The organism is Paenibacillus sinensis, from assembly GCF_019904155.1.
Classification (GTDB): domain Bacteria; phylum Bacillota; class Bacilli; order Paenibacillales; family Paenibacillaceae; genus Paenibacillus_AQ; species Paenibacillus_AQ sinensis.
This window is the reverse complement of the sequence record NZ_JAHCMB010000188.1, coordinates 58,199-76,743: the sequence shown is the minus strand read 5'-3', so window position 1 is coordinate 76,743 and position 18,545 is coordinate 58,199. Positions and strand designations below refer to the sequence as shown.

Here is an 18,545-nt window from a genome sequence, read left to right as displayed (position 1 = left end):
AGCTTGTTGGCTTGTTGGCTTGTTGGCATGTTGGCATGTTGACTAGTCAGCGTATTGAAATATTGGCCGCCTACTTGTCAGCATATTGAATTATTGGCCGTCCGCTTATCAGCCTTATGGTTGACTGGCTTTCTGGCTTCTTGACTTGCCTTTCCATTGACTTGTTACCCGGCTTCTACCACTCCGCGATGCTGCCGTCCCGGTGCCGCCACACCGGATTTCTCCAGCGGTGTCCCGTCTTGGCCATCTCGCGGACATATTCCTCATTAACTGTAATGCCCAGTCCCGGGCCGTCCGGAATCCGGACATGTCCGTCGCTGTAGGCGAAGACCGAAGGATCGGTGATATAATCCAGCAGATCATTGCCTTGATTATAATGGATGCCGAGGCTTTGTTCCTGAATAACGGCATTGTATGAAGCCGCGTCGACCTGCAAGCAGGCGGCAAGCGCGATCGGTCCGAGCGGACAGTGCGGAGCGACCGCCACATCGAACGCCTCAGCCATGGCGAAGATTTTCTTGCACTCGGTGATGCCTCCGGCATGGGACAGGTCAGGCTGAATGATATCGACGATCCCGTCTTTCAGCAAATGCTTGAAGTCCCAGCGCGAGAACATGCGCTCACCTGTCGCGATCGGCGTGCTCGTATGGGTCGCGATGTCCCGCAGCGCTTCATTGTTCTCCGGCAGCACCGGCTCCTCGATGAACATCAAGCGGTAGGGATCAAGCTCCCGGGCCAACACCCGAGCCATCGGCTTGTGAATCCGCCCGTGAAAATCGACGGCAATGCCGAACTCCGGCCCGCAGGCTTCGCGGATAGCGGCGACCCGCTCCACAACGGCATTCACCTTGTCATGCGTGTCGATGAACTGCATTTCCTCCGAGGCGTTCATCTTGATCGCCGTGAAGCCAGCGGCCTTTTTCTCCAGAGCCGCCTGGACGACTTCGATCGGACGGTCACCGCCGATCCAGGAATAGACCCGCATCGTGCTGCGGCAGGCGCCGCCGAGCAGCTGGTACACGGGCGCGTTGAAACTCTTGCCCTTGATGTCCCACAGCGCCTGGTCGATTCCGGCGATCGCGCTCATCAGAATCGGACCGCCCCGGTAAAATCCGCCCCGGTACATCATCTGCCACAGATCCTCAATCCGCTGAGGGTCCTGCCCGATCAAATAATCCATCATTTCCTCAACGGCGGCCTGCACCGTATGCGCCTTGCCTTCGACAACCGGCTCGCCCCAGCCCGAGATGCCCTCGTCCGTGTCAATCTTCAGAAACAGCCAGCGCGGAGGGACGATAAACGTTTCATATCCTGTAATTTTCATGGCATTAAGCTCCTTTGGCTCTTGTTCTTCTGGCCTTGTCAACCTCTTCGGCAAAACGGCGCGCCGTCTCCGTCAGCTTCCCGTACTCTCCCCGCGCTGCCGCCTGCCGGTCCACGAGAGCGCTTCCCAGACCGAGGGCGACCGCTCCGGCAGCAATATACGAGCCGGCATTCGCAAGCGTCACGCCTCCCGTCGGCATCATCCTGAGATGCCCAAGCGGCCCCTGCAATTCCTTGATATAGGCAGCGCCCAGCGAACCGCCAGGGAACAGCTTCAGGAGATCGGCTCCCGCCTCATGCGCCCTGACAATCTCCGTCGGCGTCATTACGCCGGGAATGGCAATCCGCCCTGCATTTACGGTCAGCTCCACAATATTCTCATTCAAATTTGGGGAAAAAATAAAATCGGCCCCCGCCGCGATCGCCCCCTCGGCCTGCACTGCCTCCAGCACCGTTCCGGCTCCCACCAGCAGCTGCTCTCCGTACTTCGCCTTCAGCTCCGCTATCAGCCGGTTCACCTCCGGCGTATCGGCCGTTATCTCCAGCGCGCCTACGCCGCCTGCGGCCAGCGCCTCCGCGATCCCCGCGACATGCTCTGGCTCCGGGCGGCGGATGACCGCCACAAGCCCCGAAGCGATAAGCTGTTCTATCCGGCTCTCCTTGTCCATGTCCTTCCTCCTTCACATTGATGGGCTCCGCTTTCTCTCGAACACCTATCGGGTTATATCCTCGCTATCCGTTCCTCCCGCAAGGAGCCGCTCCACGTCATACCGCGCAGGCAGTCCCTCCACATCGCCGCTGACCCCCACCACAATGGAGCCGACCGCATTGCCGCGCCGCACGGCTGCCGGCAGCTTCTCCCCCAGCAGCAGGCCGCTTATAAATCCGGCGGCGAAGCCGTCTCCGGCGCCCATCGGATCAACCAGCCGCCTTACCGGGAAGCCTGGCTCATATCCGGCGCTCTCGCCGCTGCGGTAATAGGCCCCGTCGCCGCCGAGCTTGATGACAACCGCTCCCGCGCCGGCTTCAAGAAGGCGCTCTGCGATTTCCTCCGGCGCATCGCCTCCCGTCAGAAACCGGCCTTCCTCAACGCCGGGCAGCACATAATCGGCCAGACCCGCCATTGCGCCAAGCACCCCCCTAGCTTCTTCTCTGTTCCAGAGCTTCCAGCGGATGTTGGGGTCGAATACAATGGCCGTTCCATGCTTCTTCGCCGCTTCCATCGCCCGAAAGGTCAGCTTCCGGCACTCCGGACTCAGCGCGGGAGTGATGCCGGTGACATGCAGAATGCGCGCTTTTGCCACATAGGCCTCATTCAGTTCGCGCTCATTCATGAGACTGGCAGCCGATTGACGGCGGTAGTAGTACACCTGGATGCGGTCCGGAGAGATCAGTTCTTTGAAGAACACTCCCGTCGGCGCCTCATCCGCCGTCCGCACCTCTGAAGTATCCACGCCATGGCCTGTGATGAACTGCCGGACATAACGTCCGAACGGATCGTTCCCTAGCTTGCTGAACCATCCCGCGCTATGTCCCATACGGGCAAGTCCGATTGCCACATTGCTCTCCGCACCCGCCACATGTTTGTGGAAGCCGTCCACATACTCGAGAGGAGCCATCCGGTCCGGCACGAGCTGAACCATGGTTTCGCCAAAGGTAACAACCTCCATCCTCTTCCTCCTCGCCTGTTCAATAATTGAATATCCAGAATTTAAAGATCATATCTTTAATTTGAAGTTGACAGCATATTCATCAGATTGTTCGGAAAAATTTATAGATTCGTGGTGATTTTACGAAAAATCATAGAATTAAGCGCTGCAATTATTCACTTTGTTCACAATGATACGATCTTTGTGTTACAATCATATTATCTTATCGACAGGCAGTCAATACTAATCTCTTATCGTAGGCGGACCTGTGCTAAAATAAGGGCATTCATCCCAAGACAAGGACGGACCATTATGAAACAGACGAAACAAACCGCGTTTCAGGCTACGATGGAGCTTATGAAACAGAAAATCCAGAGTGGGGAATGGGCGCCGGGCGACCGCCTCCCCACCCTGCAGCAGCTTGCCGCCGATTTCTCTGTCAGCGTCACCACCGTCCGCGAAGCGCTGCGGATTCTGGAGAGCCAGGGCAATGTCAGCATTGAGCACGGGAGGGGCATGTATGTCCGTAACGACCCGCTGCTCCTGGATAACCCGGCGGCGGCGCTCAAGGAACTTGAGGACATCTCGCTCGTCGATCTTCTGGAGGCCCGGCTGCTGATCGAGCCGGAGCTGGCCGCCCTGGCGGCACAGCGTGCTGATGAGACGCAGGTGCGCAGACTGCGGGAGCTGGCGGAGCGGATGGTGCGGCAGATGGAAGAAGGCGGTCCCTTCTTCGAGACGGACCTGGCTTTTCACCAGCTCATCGCCGAGAGCGCTTCAAATCCGGTACTGGCCCGCATGCTGAATTCGATTCTCCCTCTGCTGGCGGAAGGCCGCAAGCAGACGAATACGCTGCCCCATATGCGTACCAAAGCGTCCAACTATCATATTCTGATCGCCATCGCGATTGAGGAACATGATAACGGGACGGCCCGGCAGCTCATGGACAGCCATATCCGCAGCATGCTGACAAGCCTGCGGAAGTAGTCTGCCGTATAGCTCCGTATACCCCAAGGCGCAGAAGGCCCGGGGCGCCGGACACACAAGTCGCGAGACGTAATACCCAAGGAGGCGACGCCCGTGAAAATGATGATTTGCCCATCATACTGTTCGAAGACTCCCGAGCCTTTGAGCAGTGGCTGGAGGAGCATCATGCCATATCGCCGGGAATTTGGCTGCAGATTGCGAAGAAGGACTCCGGACTCTTCTCCGTCAGTTACGGTGAAGCGCTCGAAGTCGCACTGTGCTACGGCTGGATCGACAGCCACAAGGAGAAGCAAGATGACCGGACCTGGCTTCAGCGCTTCACGCCCCGCGGGTCCAAAAGCGTATGGTCGAAGGTGAATAAAGAGAAGGCAGAGCGTTTGATCGGGGAGAGCCGGATGAAACCGGCCGGTTTGGCGGCAATCGAGGCGGCCAAGCAGAACGGCGAATGGGACAAGGCCTACGAGTCGTTCAGCAGCGCTTCAGTGCCCGAGGATTTCGAGGCCGAGCTTAACCGGCATCCCCAGGCGAAGGCGTGCTTTGATTCGCTGAACCGGCAGAATCAATATGCCATCCTGTACCGGCTCCATCAGGCCAGAACGACGGCAACGAGAATTAAACGGATTCAGCAATTCCTTGAGATGCTGGAGAAAGGCGAGAAGCTGTATCCTTAGCGGATAGACCATTTGTGATCCAGGGATGATTGTCCGGGAACGAGGCCGCTGCTTTTTTCATGATGATAGGGTGGAGATCGGTATGGGCATCAGCCATGCTTTTATCATTCACAGTAACCCGGATCTTCTCAGCCGCTCCCTTCGATTCTTTGCATCTTGCTGCGAACTGCGATATGCAATCACCCCCGCTTCACCCAAAGCATCAACTCACACAAGAGAGCGGGGAACCCCCCTCTCTTTTGCTCGGTTCAGGCAAGAATCGGCGTCCCGCTAGGGAACGATATGGTCCCGCTTCGCTTCTCTCGCCGTTTGTTAAGGAATCCCCGGAATGTGCCGATATAAGCCATGTAAGCTTTACAAGGTATGATTATCGGCAGGCAGGCGGGACGAACCAATCCCCCGGCACTCATCTAGGAGGAATCCCATTTGAAAGGTCTATCTCTTGGCAATCTGAAGCTTCGCACCAAAATGAGCATTCCCCTGCTCGCTCCACTGCTGGCCCTTGTTCTCCTGGCCGTGTTCTCCAACAATTCGTTAACCCATCTGTACGGGGAATTAACAGACCGCCTGTACAATGAAGCACATCAAAGCGATTATTGGCTGCTTAATGCAGACCGCGACTTTTATCAGGCCGATGCTGCCCTGCGAGCCCGGATGACCGACGACAGCCGACAGCAGCAGGACCAGGACCGGGCGGACTACCTGGAGAATGTTCAGCAGACCGCAGAGCGGGTGGGCAAAGCCAAAGAGATTTTACAGCATAGCGACAGTACGATTATGTCTTATAAGCACAAGTCTTCCGGAAAGACGGTGACCCAGCTCTTTGACGAGTTCGACCAGAACTTCAAAGCATGGTCCGGCCTCTATAATGTCGAGCAGAATTCATTAACCGACTCGGCCGCTTACAAGAACGCTTTTGACTTGGCGCGTGACAAGATCAATCAGGTGGAAGAGATTCTGGATGATTACAGCCAGGATATTATCGCGCGGAACAAGGCAGATGTGGCGGACGCGAAAAAGCAAACCCTGCTGCTGACAGGAGGCGCTCTGCTGCTCTCCCTTTTGCTTGGCGTCTGGATCATCCGCAATGTTAACCGGCGCACTCAGGCTGCTCTCGGCTTGATCCGCAAGACGGCGCAGTTTGATCTGAAATACGACGACAGCTTTGATTCCTATGTGAAGGAAAAGGATGAATTTGCCTCGATCATCGCAGCGGAGGCGGGGGCAAGACAGGAATTCCACACTTTGATTACAAGTGTGATCGAGGAGACCAGCCGTCTCAAGGAGGCGATTGGCAGCACCAAGGCCAGCATGAACGAGCTGGGCCGGGAAGTCGAGGACATTTCCTCCACCACGGAGCAGCTGTCCGCAGGCATGGAAGAAACAGCGGCCTCCACGCAGGAAATGAACGCTTCCTCTCATGAAATGGAGCACGCGGTCGAAAGCGTGGCCGTTAATGCCCAGGAAGGCGCCCAGGCGGTCGAGGAGATTAATGAAAGAGCAGGCCGTCTGAAAGAGAGCTTCGAAGCCTCCAACGCGCAGGCTCTGATCCTGTTCTCGGAGATGAAGGACACGCTGGGCAAGGCACTGGAAGACGCCAAGGCGGTCGAGCAAATCGACGTGCTGGCGAGCGCGATCCTCGACATTACCGCCAAGACGAACCTGCTTGCGCTCAACGCCTCCATTGAGGCAGCCCGCGCCGGGGAAGCGGGCCGGGGTTTCGCCGTGGTCGCTGGAGAGATCCGCAAGCTGGCGGACGACTCCAAGAACACGGCCGCCGAAATCCAGCAGGTCGCGGGGACCGTCGTCCAATCGGTATCGCATCTGTCAGGCCAATCCGCCAAGCTGCTGAACTATGTGGAGCATGATGTGCGCGGTGATTACGGAACCATGCTGCAGGCGAGCGACCGGTACCGGAGCGATGCGGACCAGATCAACGGGCTCGTCACCAGCCTGAGCGCCACCTCCGAGGAGCTTCTGGCCTCGATCCACAGCATTGTGAAGGTCATTCAGGAGGTCTCAATCGCCGCCAACGAAGGCGCCACCGGGGCCGCCCACATTGCCGAGAAGTCCGGCGTCATTGTCGAGAAGACCGAGGAAGTCTCGGCTTATATGGATCGCTCCGTCGAAGGCGCGCGGCTGCTGGAGAACATGGTGTCCAAGTTTAAGCTGTAAACGGTGTAGCGGTGCATCAATTGGGTCCGGATGAATGCCAACGGTAAAAAGAGGCCATTGAAGCTGTACGCTTCAATGGCCTCTTTGGGCTGTTTGGCTGCTTTTGGTGTGCTGCAAGCTGCGTTTGGTACGGCTGTTTCGTCACTTTGGCGTAGCTGCTTGAACGTGCTTGCGATGGCTGTTAGCCGTTCTTGGTGTGGCTGTTCAACCGCCTTGGGTACCAGCTGCTCAATCGCCTTGGGTACGGCTGTTTAGCCGCTCTTGGCGGTGGCAGTTAGACGTTTTTGGCGTTGCTGTGTAGCCGTCTTGGGTATGGCTGTTTAGCAGTGCTTGCGGTAGCTGTTTGCCCGCTTTAGGCGCGGCCGTTTTGCCGTTTTTAGCCGCTCTTGTTCTGGTTGTTGAGCCTACTTGGTGAGGCTAATTTGCCGCTATCGCGGGCTGTCTACCCGCTTCCCGGAGCCCGGCCCCTGTCACCGTCGTCCCCGGAAGGTCCGGCGAAGGTCTTCCACCCACAGCTCCGGAATTTCCCACGGGATGAAGTGCCCGCCCTCTTCATGGGCGGTGATGTTGACCGGGTTATACCAGGATGCCCGGTCGCTGTCCAGAAAGTTTTGTACACGGCCGGCGGTTGCAACCCCCGGAGGATTCTCATAGCCCACGAACGTAATGCCGGACGGGGTTTCAATGGCAGGCTGGCGGGAATGAGCGGGCGCCCAAGGGTAGCAGTTCGCGTTCGCATATAAAATGCTGCTATGGGACCCGGGGAGCCGCCGCTTCCCTCACTCTTCTTCACTTTTGCTCTTCACATTGTTTACTCCGCTTTCGGTTGCTTCCCATTTGTTTGCTTCATTTTCGTCACTTAACTTCTCTCACTTTACTTTCGTTACTCACACTGGTCAGGTTGCTTCGCCGCTTAATTTTTCGTACTTGACTCTATTGCTTGACTCTATTGCTTGACTCCATTGCATGATCTGCATGATTTGACTCTCGGCACTTCACTGCCTCATTACTTCACTTTCGCAACACTGGCCGCAATCTCTTCCAGCTGCGTCTTGCTGACGGATTGATCGGCCGAGCTCAAGGTCACGAACCGGTCGTCCAGCTTGAAGGTCAGCATCGGCGTGTCGCTGGGCGTATACCATTTGCCCTTCAGTCCGTTCTTCAGCGTAACCGAGGTGCCGTCATATTCATAGGAGTAGTCTCTCGGAGAAACACTGACCCGCATGTGGGTGAACAGCAGGCTTACACCGTCGTCCGAAGCCGATGCCTGCTTGAAGGCGTCGCCCTTAACCATTTTCAAAGGAGCATACGGTGACTCAAATCCCTGGAACTTGGCAAACTCAGCCTTGATGGCCTGAAGCTGTGATTTGCTGTAGCTGACAGTGGAGTAGCCTGCGGTATTCCCGGCGGGGGCTTCTCCCTTGGAGCCGACGGTCACCGTATGGGTCTTGGCATCAAACTGCACCTGAACCTTCAGTGCATCTGCAAAAGCCCGGAGCGGCACATACTGCATATTCTGATAGTTAATCGGCGCCAGCTTCGTTCCCTTCGCGTCCGTCGGAGCAAAAGCGGCCCCATTTACCGTAATGGTAGTCTGGCGATCGAGATAGGCCGAAATTTTCTGCAAATTCGTGCCCGCGTATACGCCCGCCGCTCCCGACAGGGTCATGCCCATCACCATCAAAGCCGCTACCGATTTCTTCATTTTCTTATTCATTTGTATATTCCTCCCATGTTGTTTTTGATTGATATCTTCTTTCTGCTTACTTAAAATCAATAATCTCCGTTACCGGCAGACTCTGATCTCCCGAGAACGTAACGCCAAGCCGTGTACCGGAAGGATTCCAGCTAAGCGGATAGGTCGGATAATAGCCCGGTCCCACCAGCGATACTTTGCCGGAAGCTGTGTCAAGGACATACACGCCGTTCATTCCGCTTGTCTCCTCCGTGTATACGGCAAATGCCAGCTTGGAGGAATCCGGCGACCAGGCGGTATACGTAACGGTGTCGCCCTTGGCCATCAGAGTGCCCTTGGGACTTCCGGCGGGATCAAAGAGGCGCAGCTCGGTCCCAGGCAGCCCTGTCGAGGTTCTCAACGTGACAGCGATCCACTTCCGGTCAGGTGCGATATCGAAGCTGTCCACTTGTTTCAGCAATGAGACCGGCTTCGTCTCCTTGGGATCGAAAGATTTCAGCGTCCGGTTGTTATCGGTGTAATAGATCCGTCCCTGTGCCGCACCGAACTGCCCGAACGCCTCGACCTCCGGATCGTTCAGCTGCAGCGTGGAGACCGTACCGTCTGTCTGGATGGAGAGAAGCTCTCCCCGGCCTTTCATGGACCCTGGCGCCAAAATATAGGTATCATTGTCCATCCAGCTTCCCGTCTCCAGATACGTCGGCCCCTTGATCTCTCGTTTCTCGCCGGTCTGTCGGTTCTTGATCCAGTTGCGAGCCGTGTATTTGTCCTGCCACTCCTGGATAAAGCTGAACGCTCCGTCCGGGGAAATTTCCTCTTTAACCACTCTCCCGGCGGCAGCCTCTTCATTCTTGCCCTCGCCGGACTTGACTCCAGTGGTCACATCATAGGTGGAGGACAGATAGGCGTATTCCGGCTCTGTCGTTGCCGTACCGGGCTTGACCACCTCCGTGGTCGTAATCTGAACGAGATCATCCGACTTCCAGCGGTCAAGGGAGACGCCTTCGAGCCGGTGAATGCGCGCAATTGCGATGTCCTGGCCGGCCTGGCTCTCCGGTCCCTTCACCACGGTCAGCTTCCGGCCGTCGCCGGACGCAGCTCCCGATCCGGCGCCGGCTGTAGCCTGGCTGCCGTTATTTGAATTGATCGGCGTTACCTTCGCGCCGGAGGGCTGGCACGCGGTTAGTCCGGCGACCAGCGCGGAGGCGGCGATCAGCTTCATGATTGTTCTTTGGCTGCTTCTATTCATTACAGGTCCCTCCTAATGCAGTAGTTGTTCAAGCTGCTTCCCTGTTCGAATTCAGTATAGAGCCGCAATATCTCTGACATATATCCGGCTTGTATCCAACTTGTAAACAAATGTACGCCAAAAGCCCAGGCTGCCGTATACAGTCCTGGGCTTGCTTAATGATCGGGCCGGGCATCTTCCCGGACCTCTTCCGCACCGGGCTTTCCCTGCCGCATGTCCCTCTTCCCCTGCTGCACATCCGGCTTCCCGGCGGGCAGCGTAAGGACAAATCTGGAGCCTTCCGGCCCCGTCTCGGCCAGATATACGCTCCCGTTCTGCTTGTCGGCCAGGCTGCGGACCAGGGGCAGCCCCAGTCCCGAGCCGCCCGTCTCCCGTGACCTGTCGGCGCTCACCGTATAGAAAGGATCGAATATCCGCTCCTTCGCCGACTCCGGAATGCCGATTCCCGTATCGGCCACCTCAATCTTCATTCGGGCCTCCCCTTCCGGCCCGTCCTCCGGCATATTGGAGACCGTAACCGAGCCGCCGGGTCTGTTGTATTTGACCGCATTATCCAGCAGGTTCAGCAGCATATGCATTATATGCTCCGGGTCCGCCCAGACCGTTCCTTCGGTCAGCCTAGGAACCAGGCTGATCCGCCGGCTGGCCGCTTTTCCCTCCAGCCGGCTCACCGCCTCCTCAAGCAGCGGCTTAAGCTGCACCGTCTCCGCATGGGTTTCGAAGTCGTAAATATCCATCGAAGATAGCTGCAGCGCCTTCTCGACCAGCCCGTACAGCCGCTCCGCATCGCGGCGGATCTGCATCCGGGCCTCGCCGAGCAGAGCCGGGTCGTCCTGATACATCTCCAGCAGATCGGCGTATGCCATAATGGAGGTCAGCGGCGTCTTCAGCTCATGGCTGATGTTGCCGATGAACTGCTTCTGCTGCTGCTCCAGCTCCTGGAGCCTGACGATGGCCGCCAGCAGCTTCTGCTTCTCTTCCGTCAGCAGATTGACTGAAGACTCCACGCTTCCGCTCATCTCATAGATGCCCTGCGCCAGCTCACCGAGCTCGTCCCGGCGGCGCACCGTCGGCTCCGACAAATACCGGCCCTGCCCGATCCGCCGGGCAGCCTCGTTCAGCCTTCCAATTACGTTCACCTGGCGCCAGACGTAGAGATACCCGAGGAGAAATCCGGACGCCAGCACCGCGGCTCCGATTCCGAGGAACAGGTTCTGGATGCGTCGGTAGAACGCATGCTGCTCCGCCAGGGAAGCGTGAAACTGCAGCGTCCCCAGGAACTGGTCCGCGTTGTACAGCGGAGCCAGATACAGAATCTGATCGCCTTCCGTAATATAGACGGATTGCCTATTGGCGGTGTAAGCCAGAGCATCCTTGACGTCGGCCTGCGGCTGGAACGGTAGCGAGGTTCCGGCAAAGACGCCCTCCGCGTCATACAGCGTCACGGCCATCCCGCTCTGCTCGCTCAAGTCCACCGCGAGCTTCTGCCCGTTCCGCTCCATGAAAGCCGCCGGCTCCACAGGCTCGCCGGTCAGAAATTGCTGCCGAACCCGCAGATTGGCGGCATCGGCCTGATGGGCGAAGGACTGCTCCAGCCGGCTTTGCTGGTCATCCCGTATGCCAGCCAGCACCAGCACGCTGAGCAGGACCAGTACAAAGGCAAGGAGCAGAGCGAGCAGCAGCGCCAGCTTCCCTTTTAATCCGATGCGAAACCGTCTATTCATGTCTGCTTCCTTGTGGCCTTATAGCCGATCCCGTACACCGTCTGAATCAATCCCTGCATGTCCCCGAGCTTCTTGCGAAGCCGCTGCACATGAATATCCACCGTACGGGTTCCGCCCGCAAAGTCGATATCCCATACCTGATCCAGCAGCGCCTCCCGGGAATAGACACGCTCGGGATTTCGTACGAGCAGCGCCAGCAGATCGAACTCCTTGGGCGTCAGCTCCAGCGCTTCTCCATGCAGCAGGACAGTCCGGCTGTAATTTTCTATCGTTAAATCGCCCACCTGAAGCACATCTTCCGCAGGCGCAGGCGCGGCTATTTCCGCTCCCCGCCGGCGGGACAGCGCCTTGACCCGGGCCATAATTTCACGCATATCGAAGGGCTTGGTCATGTAATCATCGGCTCCAAGCTCAAGCCCCAGCACCTTGTCCACAATATCGTCCTTCACCGTCAGCAGCAGAATGGCCGGCTTGCGCTCCCTTCCTTCCAGCCTGCGGCATACCTCGTATCCGTTCAATTTGGGCATCATGACATCAAGCACCATGACATCCGGCTGAAAAGACTCCACCCGCTCCAGCGCCTCCTCGCCGTTGCCCGCCGTTTCCACGGTATAGCCCTCTCTCTGAAGCGCATAGGACACCGCTCCCGCGATGCTGGCTTCGTCGTCGACGACAAGCACTTTTACCATCAGTCTCCGGCCCCTTTGTTCATTATTGCCTGTTACCCGGCTGCACCTTAACCCTAGTGGATGGAAGAAAGTCTGTCAATCGGGCCACCTGGTTCAGGACTATCCCGATTCTCAGTTGCTATAACGGAAGGACGGATGTTTCATAGACCTGAACGGGCTCCGCCTTGCCTTTAAGCATAATCCGGCCGGCGTCGGCCAGAGGCGCCAGCCCCCGAACACGCTCGGCTGCGTCGGCGCTTAGTAGAATCTGATGGGACCGGGCATTCGACTCCAGACGGGCGGCTGTGTTGACAGTGTCTCCTATCGCCGTATAATCCATCCGGTAGGAAGAGCCTATATTCCCGATAACCGCTCTCCCCGAGTGAATCCCCACGCCGAAGGAGAGCTGGACGCCGAATTCCGACTCCAGTTCCGCAAGCACCGGCTCTCCTTCCCTGAGCAGAGCCCGGGCGGACTCCACCGCCTGCTGCGCATGGTTCGCCGAAGCGGCGGGCACGCCGAACAGTGCCATTACCCCGTCTCCGATGAATTTGTCAATCATGCCGCCGTTGCGGTAAACGCAGTTCGTGCATAGTTCCAGATAGCGGTTGAGGATGGCAACGACCTGCTGCGGCTCCAGCCGCTCACACAAGGAGGTAAAGCCCCGGATATCCACGAACATGACGGACACGTCCTCCGTTGTTCCGGTAAGGGAGGGCCGGATGCCGCTATCAACGAGCTGTCGTGCAACCTCGGGTGACACGTAGCGGCCGAACAGGGAGGTCACCCTGCGGCGCTCTTCCCGTTCGCGAATCACGTCCTGGACCATCCGCAGGATGTACGCGGACAAGATCGCGGCCTGTGGATACAGCAAAGGAAGGACTACCTTGGCTGCAACATAGACGGCGACAGATCCGGCCACCGTTCCTCCAGCGCAGAGGACCAGAACAAGAGCCGCCCAACGTCTTCCGGAAACCGCTGCAAAGGCCAGGCTGGACAGAAGGACCGCAGCTGCAATCCATAACCACCCCGCCGTCTTGTCCGCATAGCGGTAATACCCGCCGTCCAGCAGGCTCTGGATGAAATTGGCGTGAATCATCGTCCCGTAGCTCTCGCCCCCGGAGTAGGAGGTTGCAAAGGCATCGGCAGGCATCGTATCCGAATAAGCCCCCAGAATAACAACGCTGTCTTTAAATGTTCCAGTCGGGAACGCTCCATCTATTACATCAATGAGCGACACCTCGCGGTAATCCCCGCTTTTGGGCTGGGCATAGGCAAAGAATAGCCCGCCGTCCCGGCCAGCAGGCAGCGGACTTTTTCCCCTAATCCATTCCCCCGCTTCATTTCGCCGTATTTGCATATCCGCCGGAAGCAACGCGTTGGCCAGCAGCAGTCCGCCTGACGGAATCCAGCCCTGCTGAAGATCATGGACGGCGAGAAGGCCCTGGCTGACCTTGCCGTATTCGCTGCGGAAATGAACATGGCCGATCTGATCCGCCGGTACTTGGATATCCAGCGGCGCCAGCTCCCCTTGGACAACCTCGCCTCCGACGAACACATTCGGATAACGGCCTATGACCTCCTCCAGTTTCCCGTTGTCGGCCTTGTCATTGACGCCTGTAAACAGCACATCCAGCCATACTGCCCGGGCTCCGTCATGCATCATCCGCTCGATCGCAGCGGCATACACCTCACGCTTCCAGCCGAGCATATTCCGGTCCAGCCGGTTCAAGGTTTTGGTGTCGATTCCGGCAATCACAATTCTGGAATCGAGCGCCCTGCTCTCCCGGGTCAGCCGGTCCGAGGCAGCCCTTTCGAGTCTTCCCCAGGCCGAATATTGATACAGTATGCCAAAGATCAAAATCAGCAGCGCCGCCACTGCCCCCGACCGGATTAATCGCTTCATTATGCCCATCCCCCCGCTGTTGCCTCCCTGTACCTTATGATTGCCGCCGGAACGGAACGGCCATTGCTTCGAAATAAAGGATTTGCACAGGCTTCGGACGAACTACTCTGTACGCGCCTGCCGCTTAATCTATCTTCATGAAAGAAGTGAGTCTATGAATGTCTTGTCGTTTCTGCATCAGGAAGTCCCGTTCTTTGCGGGCCTGCGTGAGGACGAGCTGGCTCCGCTTGCCCCCCTGCTGGCCAAACGCAGCTATAAGAAGAACACGATGATATTCTTTGAAGGCGATCCCGGGAACGAGCTCTACATTATCAAGAGCGGCTCCGTCAAAATATACCGCAACAGCGATAGTCGCGAGATCATTCTGAAGGTGTTCCGGGACGGTGATCTGTTCGGTGAAATGGCGATGCTGGAGGAGGAGCGGCTCCGCTCCGCATCGGCCGAGACAATGGAAGCCTGTGAATTGCTGATCATGAGGAAACGGGAATTCGTAGAGCTGCTCACTTCCCGCCCCCAACTCATGCTTCGCCTGCTCTCCTTGTTTATGGAACGGCTGCGGAGAGCCGATGACCTCATTGAGCATCTGTCCTTCCTTGATGTAAGGTCCCGGGTAATCCAACTGCTGCTTGACCTGTCGGAGCAGCATGGGCGTCCTAGCGATGCCGGAACGGTTATCGATGTCCGGATGACCCATCAGCAGCTCGCCGGCATGGCGGGCACCGGCCGGGAAGCGGTCACCAAAGTGCTCTCCGAGCTCCAATCCAAGAATCTCCTGCTGGTGGATCGAAAGGCTTTTACGCTGATTTCCCCCGAGCGGCTCAGAGACCTTGTCTACTGGTCCTGAATATCGATAAATACATAATCGGCCGGTTCCTGCCCGCTGCGGCGCATCAGCTCCTCGATCGGCAGACGGCCAGCCCCGTTAATCTGAATATAACGGGTATATTTTTTGTACAGCTCCCCGCCCGAGTCCAAAGGCTCCCAGCCCGCTACCTTCGGATAGGTGGAGGCGCCAAGGTTCCATACATGGTCCAGGACGCCCATTTCGCTCGTATCCACCAGTTTGGGGTCGTGAATCCGGAAGATGACCGGTTTACTCTGCGCTGCGTCCGGTGCCCATTTGACTTGGCCTGCGTTGGTGTAGAAGTTGATCTCCGCAGGGAATTCGGATTGAATGGAACGGTACAGGATGCCGGTCTTCTCGTCCAGATAGCCGCCTTTAAGCGGAGCCGCATAGAAGTCGGTGTCCGTCAATACATAGTCGAGGAGATTCCGCGCCTCGCGCGCCTGTGCGTCCAGTTCTTTCTCCAATTGTTCGGCCAGCTCCGACAGGCGCTGATTAGCGGAAGCGTCCTCCCCGGTTCTCTCCCTGACATCCAGCAGCATCTGCTGAAGAAGCGGCCGGTCCGCTCCTTCCAATAGCTCCTCCACCTTCAGCTCGGATTTCAGCTTCCCGATATTGGCGCTCCCGCCAGCGGCATCTAGCTGTTCGAACGGGTTCAGCCAGGCGGTGTCCGTCCCTGCCTCATCCGCCTTATCCGGAAGCCGGGAATTGCCGCTGCCTGCCGCCAACTGGCCGTCTACCAGCGCGATCGAGGTGGACTCGCCGCTTCCGGCATCGACATAGAACAGGGTTCCTCGCACGGAAGCGTTAACTTGCCCGCTCTCCACATCGAAGCTTTCCTCGCCGACAATCAGATGCTTGACCTTGATCCAGATCCGGCCCGCCGAGACGCGCAGCCGCACACCGCTGCTGTCCGCCTGACCGATGGTCAGCGAAGTTCCGCCGCCAAGCGTCGTTGCAGTGCCATCCTCGTATATAATTGAGCACGAGGCGTAATCGCCTGTTCTAACTGTGTCTCCAGTTTGGAGAGTGTCCGGATGAGTCAGTTCACGCTGCTCTCCCGATGCAGTGAGAACGCTGACGCTCCCCTCGATCGCCTCCACCCGAACGGACAGAGGGTCTGCCGTGGCGGACGAGGAGCATCCGCCTAGCAGACCTGTCAGAAGGGTGAACAGAAGAAGGATGTTTATGGAATGAATAAATCGTGTATGCACCACTGTTCCTCCGCTTAATGAAATGGCCGTGATTTACGAAATATGTATCGAGATGACCGTAGCCTTGTCCATCTTGTTGAGCGCGACCCCCACCTCCGGGTACAAGTTCTTGATGTAATCCACGCCGATCATCATATTGCCATTGATCAGCTTGGCTGCTGTGCCCAGTTTGAGCGTACGCGCAATCCCTTTATAGGTCAATGTGACCGTGCCGGCTTTGGTGTTGGTGCGAAGGGAGGAGCCCGTGATCGAGGCCATATCTTTGAGGGAGATATACATCATACCTCCGGAGACCACAGGCTTCGCGCTGACTGCCCCATTTCGATTATTGATCTTCACCACGGTACCCGAGGTTATGACGGGCTTAGCCGAACCAACCACCGCATTGTATTTATATTCACCGATGTCAGCCAAACGCTTCGTCTTGACGGTGAACTGCCACATCTTGCTCTCTCCCGGCTTCAACACGAGTTTCTTCAGGTCGGCGTCGATCGGATAGCTCACACTTTCAAATCGATTGCCGTTTCGATCATAAAAATCCATATGCAGCGAAGAAATGCCGTTCAACGTCATGTTGCCGGTATTATGCAGCACTGTCCGGTATACGAATCCCGTGTCGCTGTAGGCAACAGACAGATTAGTGATATGCAGGTTTGCGGTATCTTGAGTGGCCGCTGAAGCGGCGGGGGCTAATGCAATCGCCAAAACAAAGGTTAATAGAAGCAGGGTCAGCTTTTTCATATTCGTCATCTCCAATTACGGGTTATTGTTGTATCCAACCGGTTGATATGTACTCATTATATCGGTGCGCCCCGCTTTCTTCCGTATCTTCGCCCACCAAAAAAACGTGTCTTTTACCACATTAATGATCTTTGCTTCTCACATATGGTCATTTCAACTTACGCCTGGAGGAACCCGGGTATCGGTTATATCGGACTGGACTGGACTGGGCCTGGTTTAAAAAAAGACCCTTGGCAGGTTGAAGAATGCAACCGCATTCAAAGATTCTTCCGCGATATCGATCCTGCCGACTACCGCCGGTACACCATTGACGGCCAGCCTTTCGAGGAACCGGCTCTGCATCCGGTCAGCCTGCTGGCGACGAATACCATGACCTCGCTGGCAGCCGATGGCCCGAATGCGGAGACGTTCGTCCGCCGCTTCTGGAACACGCCCCTCCGCAGCGGCGAGCGCAGGTACTATGACAACTGCCTGTACTTCTTCAGCTTGCTGGCGCTGAGCGGAAACTACCGCATATATGGACCCGCCGCCACCGGGAATGATTAGCACCAGAGATGAACACTTGTGTCTTAAGCCTTACCGCGTCCTCTGAAGCCAAGTTAGCCGAGAGATAGAAAGCTGTGGCAAGACCTCAACCTCGTACATTCTTATATTTCAAAACAGGCCGCCCAGGACCGGATTGCCCGGTCCCAAGCGGCCTGTTCGCCTTTTTCCGTCTAAGCCTATGCAGCTGCTTCTCATGAACGTCTCGGTAACGCCTTGCAGCGAACCCGGAGCCAATGCTGACCCGCGCGGGGCGGCTCTTCATGTGCTCTCGATCAAGCTACAAGCGAATACCGGCTTTATTCCAGTTTCAGGGCATAGCTGATACCCACACTGTGCGGTCCGCTATGTGCGCATATGGCACAGCCTCCTTCAATGATGGGAACGTTGCGGATTCCGGTCTCCTCCAGAATGTAGTCTCGCAGCCATTCCACCGTCTCCTCCTCCATGCTCTGGACAATGATGATCCGGTCATGCGAGATATGCTCGCGGTGATTGATAATGCTCTGAAGAATCTGTTTCATCACTTTCCTGACATTTCCCCTGATCTTCGCTCCTGAGCACATTCGCCCCTGACTGGCGTACAGAACCGGCCGGATCTGAAGGATGCTGCCCAGCAAATGCTGAAGATTTCCGACCCTTCCTCCCTTGTGCAGATAATCCAGATGCTTAAGAACGACGTTGAATCGGATATCCTCCCGAACTTTTCGGAGCGTATCGGCAATGGATAAGGCGCTTTTCCCTTCCGCAGCCATTTCGGCGGCCAGAAGCACCAGCATCGCTGTTCCGGCGGACACATTTAACGAATCCACAACGGTTACCCTCCCTGGCGGGAACTCCTTGGATGCCAGCAGTCCGTTCTGATAAGTCGATGACAGCTTCGAGGACATGCTGATATACAAGACATCCTCGCCGGCGGCAACCGCCGGACCGAAGGCTTGCAGGAAGTCGGCCGGCGAGGGCGCAATGGTCTGGGGCAGCATCCCTGTTGCGTCCGCCAGCCGGAACATTTCCGGGGCCGCAATCTCGATTTTGTCCCGAAAGACCTCATTGCCAAACGCGATATATAACGGAACTACCCCGATGTTGTGCTGATCGATCCAACCCTGCGGAATATCCGAGATGCTGTCGGCATAGATGCGTACCTTGGACAAT

Annotated in this window: 16 protein-coding genes and 1 pseudogene; 5 read left to right on the top strand and 12 right to left on the bottom strand. The window is 57.0% G+C overall.

Translation table 11 applies throughout. The features are described 5' to 3' along the window. Window positions 1–175: 175 nt before the first annotated feature. The 3 genes from dgoD to KIH86_RS22160 are packed head-to-tail and all read right to left on the bottom strand — an operon-like array spanning window position 176 to window position 2,993. Window positions 176–1,324, bottom strand: a complete 1,149-nt coding sequence (dgoD, locus tag KIH86_RS22170; protein ID WP_223083499.1) for a galactonate dehydratase — start codon at window positions 1,322–1,324, stop codon at window positions 176–178. A gap of 4 nt (window positions 1,325–1,328) precedes the next feature. Beyond that, on the bottom strand, window positions 1,329–1,991 hold the full coding sequence (locus KIH86_RS22165) for a bifunctional 4-hydroxy-2-oxoglutarate aldolase/2-dehydro-3-deoxy-phosphogluconate aldolase (protein WP_223083498.1): 663 nt from the start codon (window positions 1,989–1,991) through the stop codon (window positions 1,329–1,331). A gap of 45 nt (window positions 1,992–2,036) precedes the next feature. Beyond that, window positions 2,037–2,993: a sugar kinase gene (locus tag KIH86_RS22160; protein ID WP_223083497.1), complete on the bottom strand. Its 957-nt coding sequence runs from the start codon at window positions 2,991–2,993 to the stop codon at window positions 2,037–2,039. Between the two features lie 291 nt (window positions 2,994–3,284). Here KIH86_RS22160 and KIH86_RS22155 point away from each other — a divergent pair, with 291 nt between their 5' ends. The 3 genes from KIH86_RS22155 (at window position 3,285) to KIH86_RS22145 (ending at window position 6,805) form a co-directional block, all read left to right on the top strand. Then, window positions 3,285–3,959, top strand: coding sequence for a FadR/GntR family transcriptional regulator (locus tag KIH86_RS22155; protein WP_223083496.1), 675 nt, complete (start codon window positions 3,285–3,287; stop codon window positions 3,957–3,959). Between the two features lie 107 nt (window positions 3,960–4,066). Continuing rightward, the gene (locus KIH86_RS22150; protein ID WP_235775543.1) at window positions 4,067–4,630 is read left to right on the top strand and encodes a YdeI/OmpD-associated family protein; all 564 of its coding nucleotides are present in this window, start codon (window positions 4,067–4,069) and stop codon (window positions 4,628–4,630) included. Window positions 4,631–5,056: 426 nt separating this feature from the next. Continuing rightward, entirely contained in the window at window positions 5,057–6,805 is a 1,749-nt protein-coding gene (locus KIH86_RS22145; RefSeq protein ID WP_223083495.1) for a methyl-accepting chemotaxis protein, read from the top strand. Between the two features lie 470 nt (window positions 6,806–7,275). Here KIH86_RS22145 and KIH86_RS22140 read toward each other — a convergent pair whose 3' ends face one another. From KIH86_RS22140 to KIH86_RS22115, 6 genes are all read right to left on the bottom strand, one after another. Next, entirely contained in the window at window positions 7,276–7,464 is a 189-nt protein-coding gene (locus KIH86_RS22140) for a hypothetical protein (protein ID WP_235775542.1), read from the bottom strand. A gap of 347 nt (window positions 7,465–7,811) precedes the next feature. After that, a complete protein-coding gene (locus KIH86_RS22135) occupies window positions 7,812–8,522 on the bottom strand; it encodes a stalk domain-containing protein (protein WP_223083494.1) in 711 nt (236 codons plus the stop codon). A 46-nt stretch (window positions 8,523–8,568) separates the two neighbouring features. Further along, window positions 8,569–9,750, bottom strand: a complete 1,182-nt coding sequence (locus tag KIH86_RS22130) for a WD40 repeat domain-containing protein (RefSeq protein WP_223083493.1) — start codon at window positions 9,748–9,750, stop codon at window positions 8,569–8,571. Window positions 9,751–9,905: 155 nt separating this feature from the next. Beyond that, window positions 9,906–11,474, bottom strand: a complete 1,569-nt coding sequence (locus tag KIH86_RS22125) for a sensor histidine kinase (RefSeq protein WP_223083492.1) — start codon at window positions 11,472–11,474, stop codon at window positions 9,906–9,908. After that, complete coding sequence (locus tag KIH86_RS22120; RefSeq protein ID WP_316503205.1) at window positions 11,471–12,163, bottom strand: response regulator transcription factor; 693 nt, start codon at window positions 12,161–12,163, stop codon at window positions 11,471–11,473. The genes KIH86_RS22125 and KIH86_RS22120 overlap by 4 nt, the downstream gene beginning before the upstream one ends. Before the next feature lie 118 nt (window positions 12,164–12,281). Beyond that, window positions 12,282–14,048, bottom strand: a complete 1,767-nt coding sequence (locus tag KIH86_RS22115) for an adenylate/guanylate cyclase domain-containing protein (protein WP_223083491.1) — start codon at window positions 14,046–14,048, stop codon at window positions 12,282–12,284. A gap of 154 nt (window positions 14,049–14,202) precedes the next feature. Between KIH86_RS22115 and KIH86_RS22110 the strand changes: the two genes are divergently transcribed. After that, on the top strand, window positions 14,203–14,892 hold the full coding sequence (locus KIH86_RS22110; RefSeq protein WP_223083490.1) for a Crp/Fnr family transcriptional regulator: 690 nt from the start codon (window positions 14,203–14,205) through the stop codon (window positions 14,890–14,892). Here the strand turns inward: KIH86_RS22110 and KIH86_RS22105 are convergent. Then, entirely contained in the window at window positions 14,880–16,106 is a 1,227-nt protein-coding gene (locus tag KIH86_RS22105) for a FecR domain-containing protein (protein WP_223083489.1), read from the bottom strand. The two genes, KIH86_RS22110 and KIH86_RS22105, sit on opposite strands and share 13 nt — an antisense overlap. Before the next feature lie 33 nt (window positions 16,107–16,139). Then, on the bottom strand, window positions 16,140–16,847 hold the full coding sequence (locus tag KIH86_RS22100; protein WP_223083488.1) for a hypothetical protein: 708 nt from the start codon (window positions 16,845–16,847) through the stop codon (window positions 16,140–16,142). Between the two features lie 188 nt (window positions 16,848–17,035). On the opposite strand from KIH86_RS22100, the pseudogene KIH86_RS22095 reads away from it, so the two are divergent. Beyond that, window positions 17,036–17,393: pseudogene (locus tag KIH86_RS22095) on the top strand (glycosyl hydrolase family 8); the annotation flags it as partial. A gap of 296 nt (window positions 17,394–17,689) precedes the next feature. Here KIH86_RS22095 and KIH86_RS22090 read toward each other — a convergent pair. Beyond that, window positions 17,690–18,544 (bottom strand): DegV family protein, encoded by an 855-nt coding sequence (locus KIH86_RS22090; protein WP_223083487.1) that lies wholly within the window; start codon window positions 18,542–18,544, stop codon window positions 17,690–17,692. Window position 18,545 lies beyond the last annotated feature (1 nt).

Bases quoted from the DNA above. Each gene is read 5' to 3' on its own strand.
- dgoD (WP_223083499.1), bottom strand. From the start codon at position 1,324: ATGAAAATTACAGGATATGAAACGTTTATCGTCCCTCCGCGCTGGCTG.
- KIH86_RS22165 (WP_223083498.1), bottom strand. From the start codon at position 1,991: ATGGACAAGGAGAGCCGGATAGAACAGCTTATCGCTTCGGGGCTTGTG.
- KIH86_RS22160 (WP_223083497.1), bottom strand. From the start codon at position 2,993: ATGGAGGTTGTTACCTTTGGCGAAACCATGGTTCAGCTCGTGCCGGAC.
- KIH86_RS22155 (WP_223083496.1), top strand. From the start codon at position 3,285: ATGAAACAGACGAAACAAACCGCGTTTCAGGCTACGATGGAGCTTATG.
- KIH86_RS22135 (WP_223083494.1), bottom strand. From the start codon at position 8,522: ATGAATAAGAAAATGAAGAAATCGGTAGCGGCTTTGATGGTGATGGGC.
- KIH86_RS22130 (WP_223083493.1), bottom strand. From the start codon at position 9,750: ATGAATAGAAGCAGCCAAAGAACAATCATGAAGCTGATCGCCGCCTCC.
- KIH86_RS22125 (WP_223083492.1), bottom strand. From the start codon at position 11,474: ATGAATAGACGGTTTCGCATCGGATTAAAAGGGAAGCTGGCGCTGCTG.
- KIH86_RS22120 (WP_316503205.1), bottom strand. From the start codon at position 12,163: ATGGTAAAAGTGCTTGTCGTCGACGACGAAGCCAGCATCGCGGGAGCG.
- KIH86_RS22115 (WP_223083491.1), bottom strand. From the start codon at position 14,048: ATGAAGCGATTAATCCGGTCGGGGGCAGTGGCGGCGCTGCTGATTTTG.
- KIH86_RS22110 (WP_223083490.1), top strand. From the start codon at position 14,203: ATGAATGTCTTGTCGTTTCTGCATCAGGAAGTCCCGTTCTTTGCGGGC.
- KIH86_RS22100 (WP_223083488.1), bottom strand. From the start codon at position 16,847: ATGAAAAAGCTGACCCTGCTTCTATTAACCTTTGTTTTGGCGATTGCA.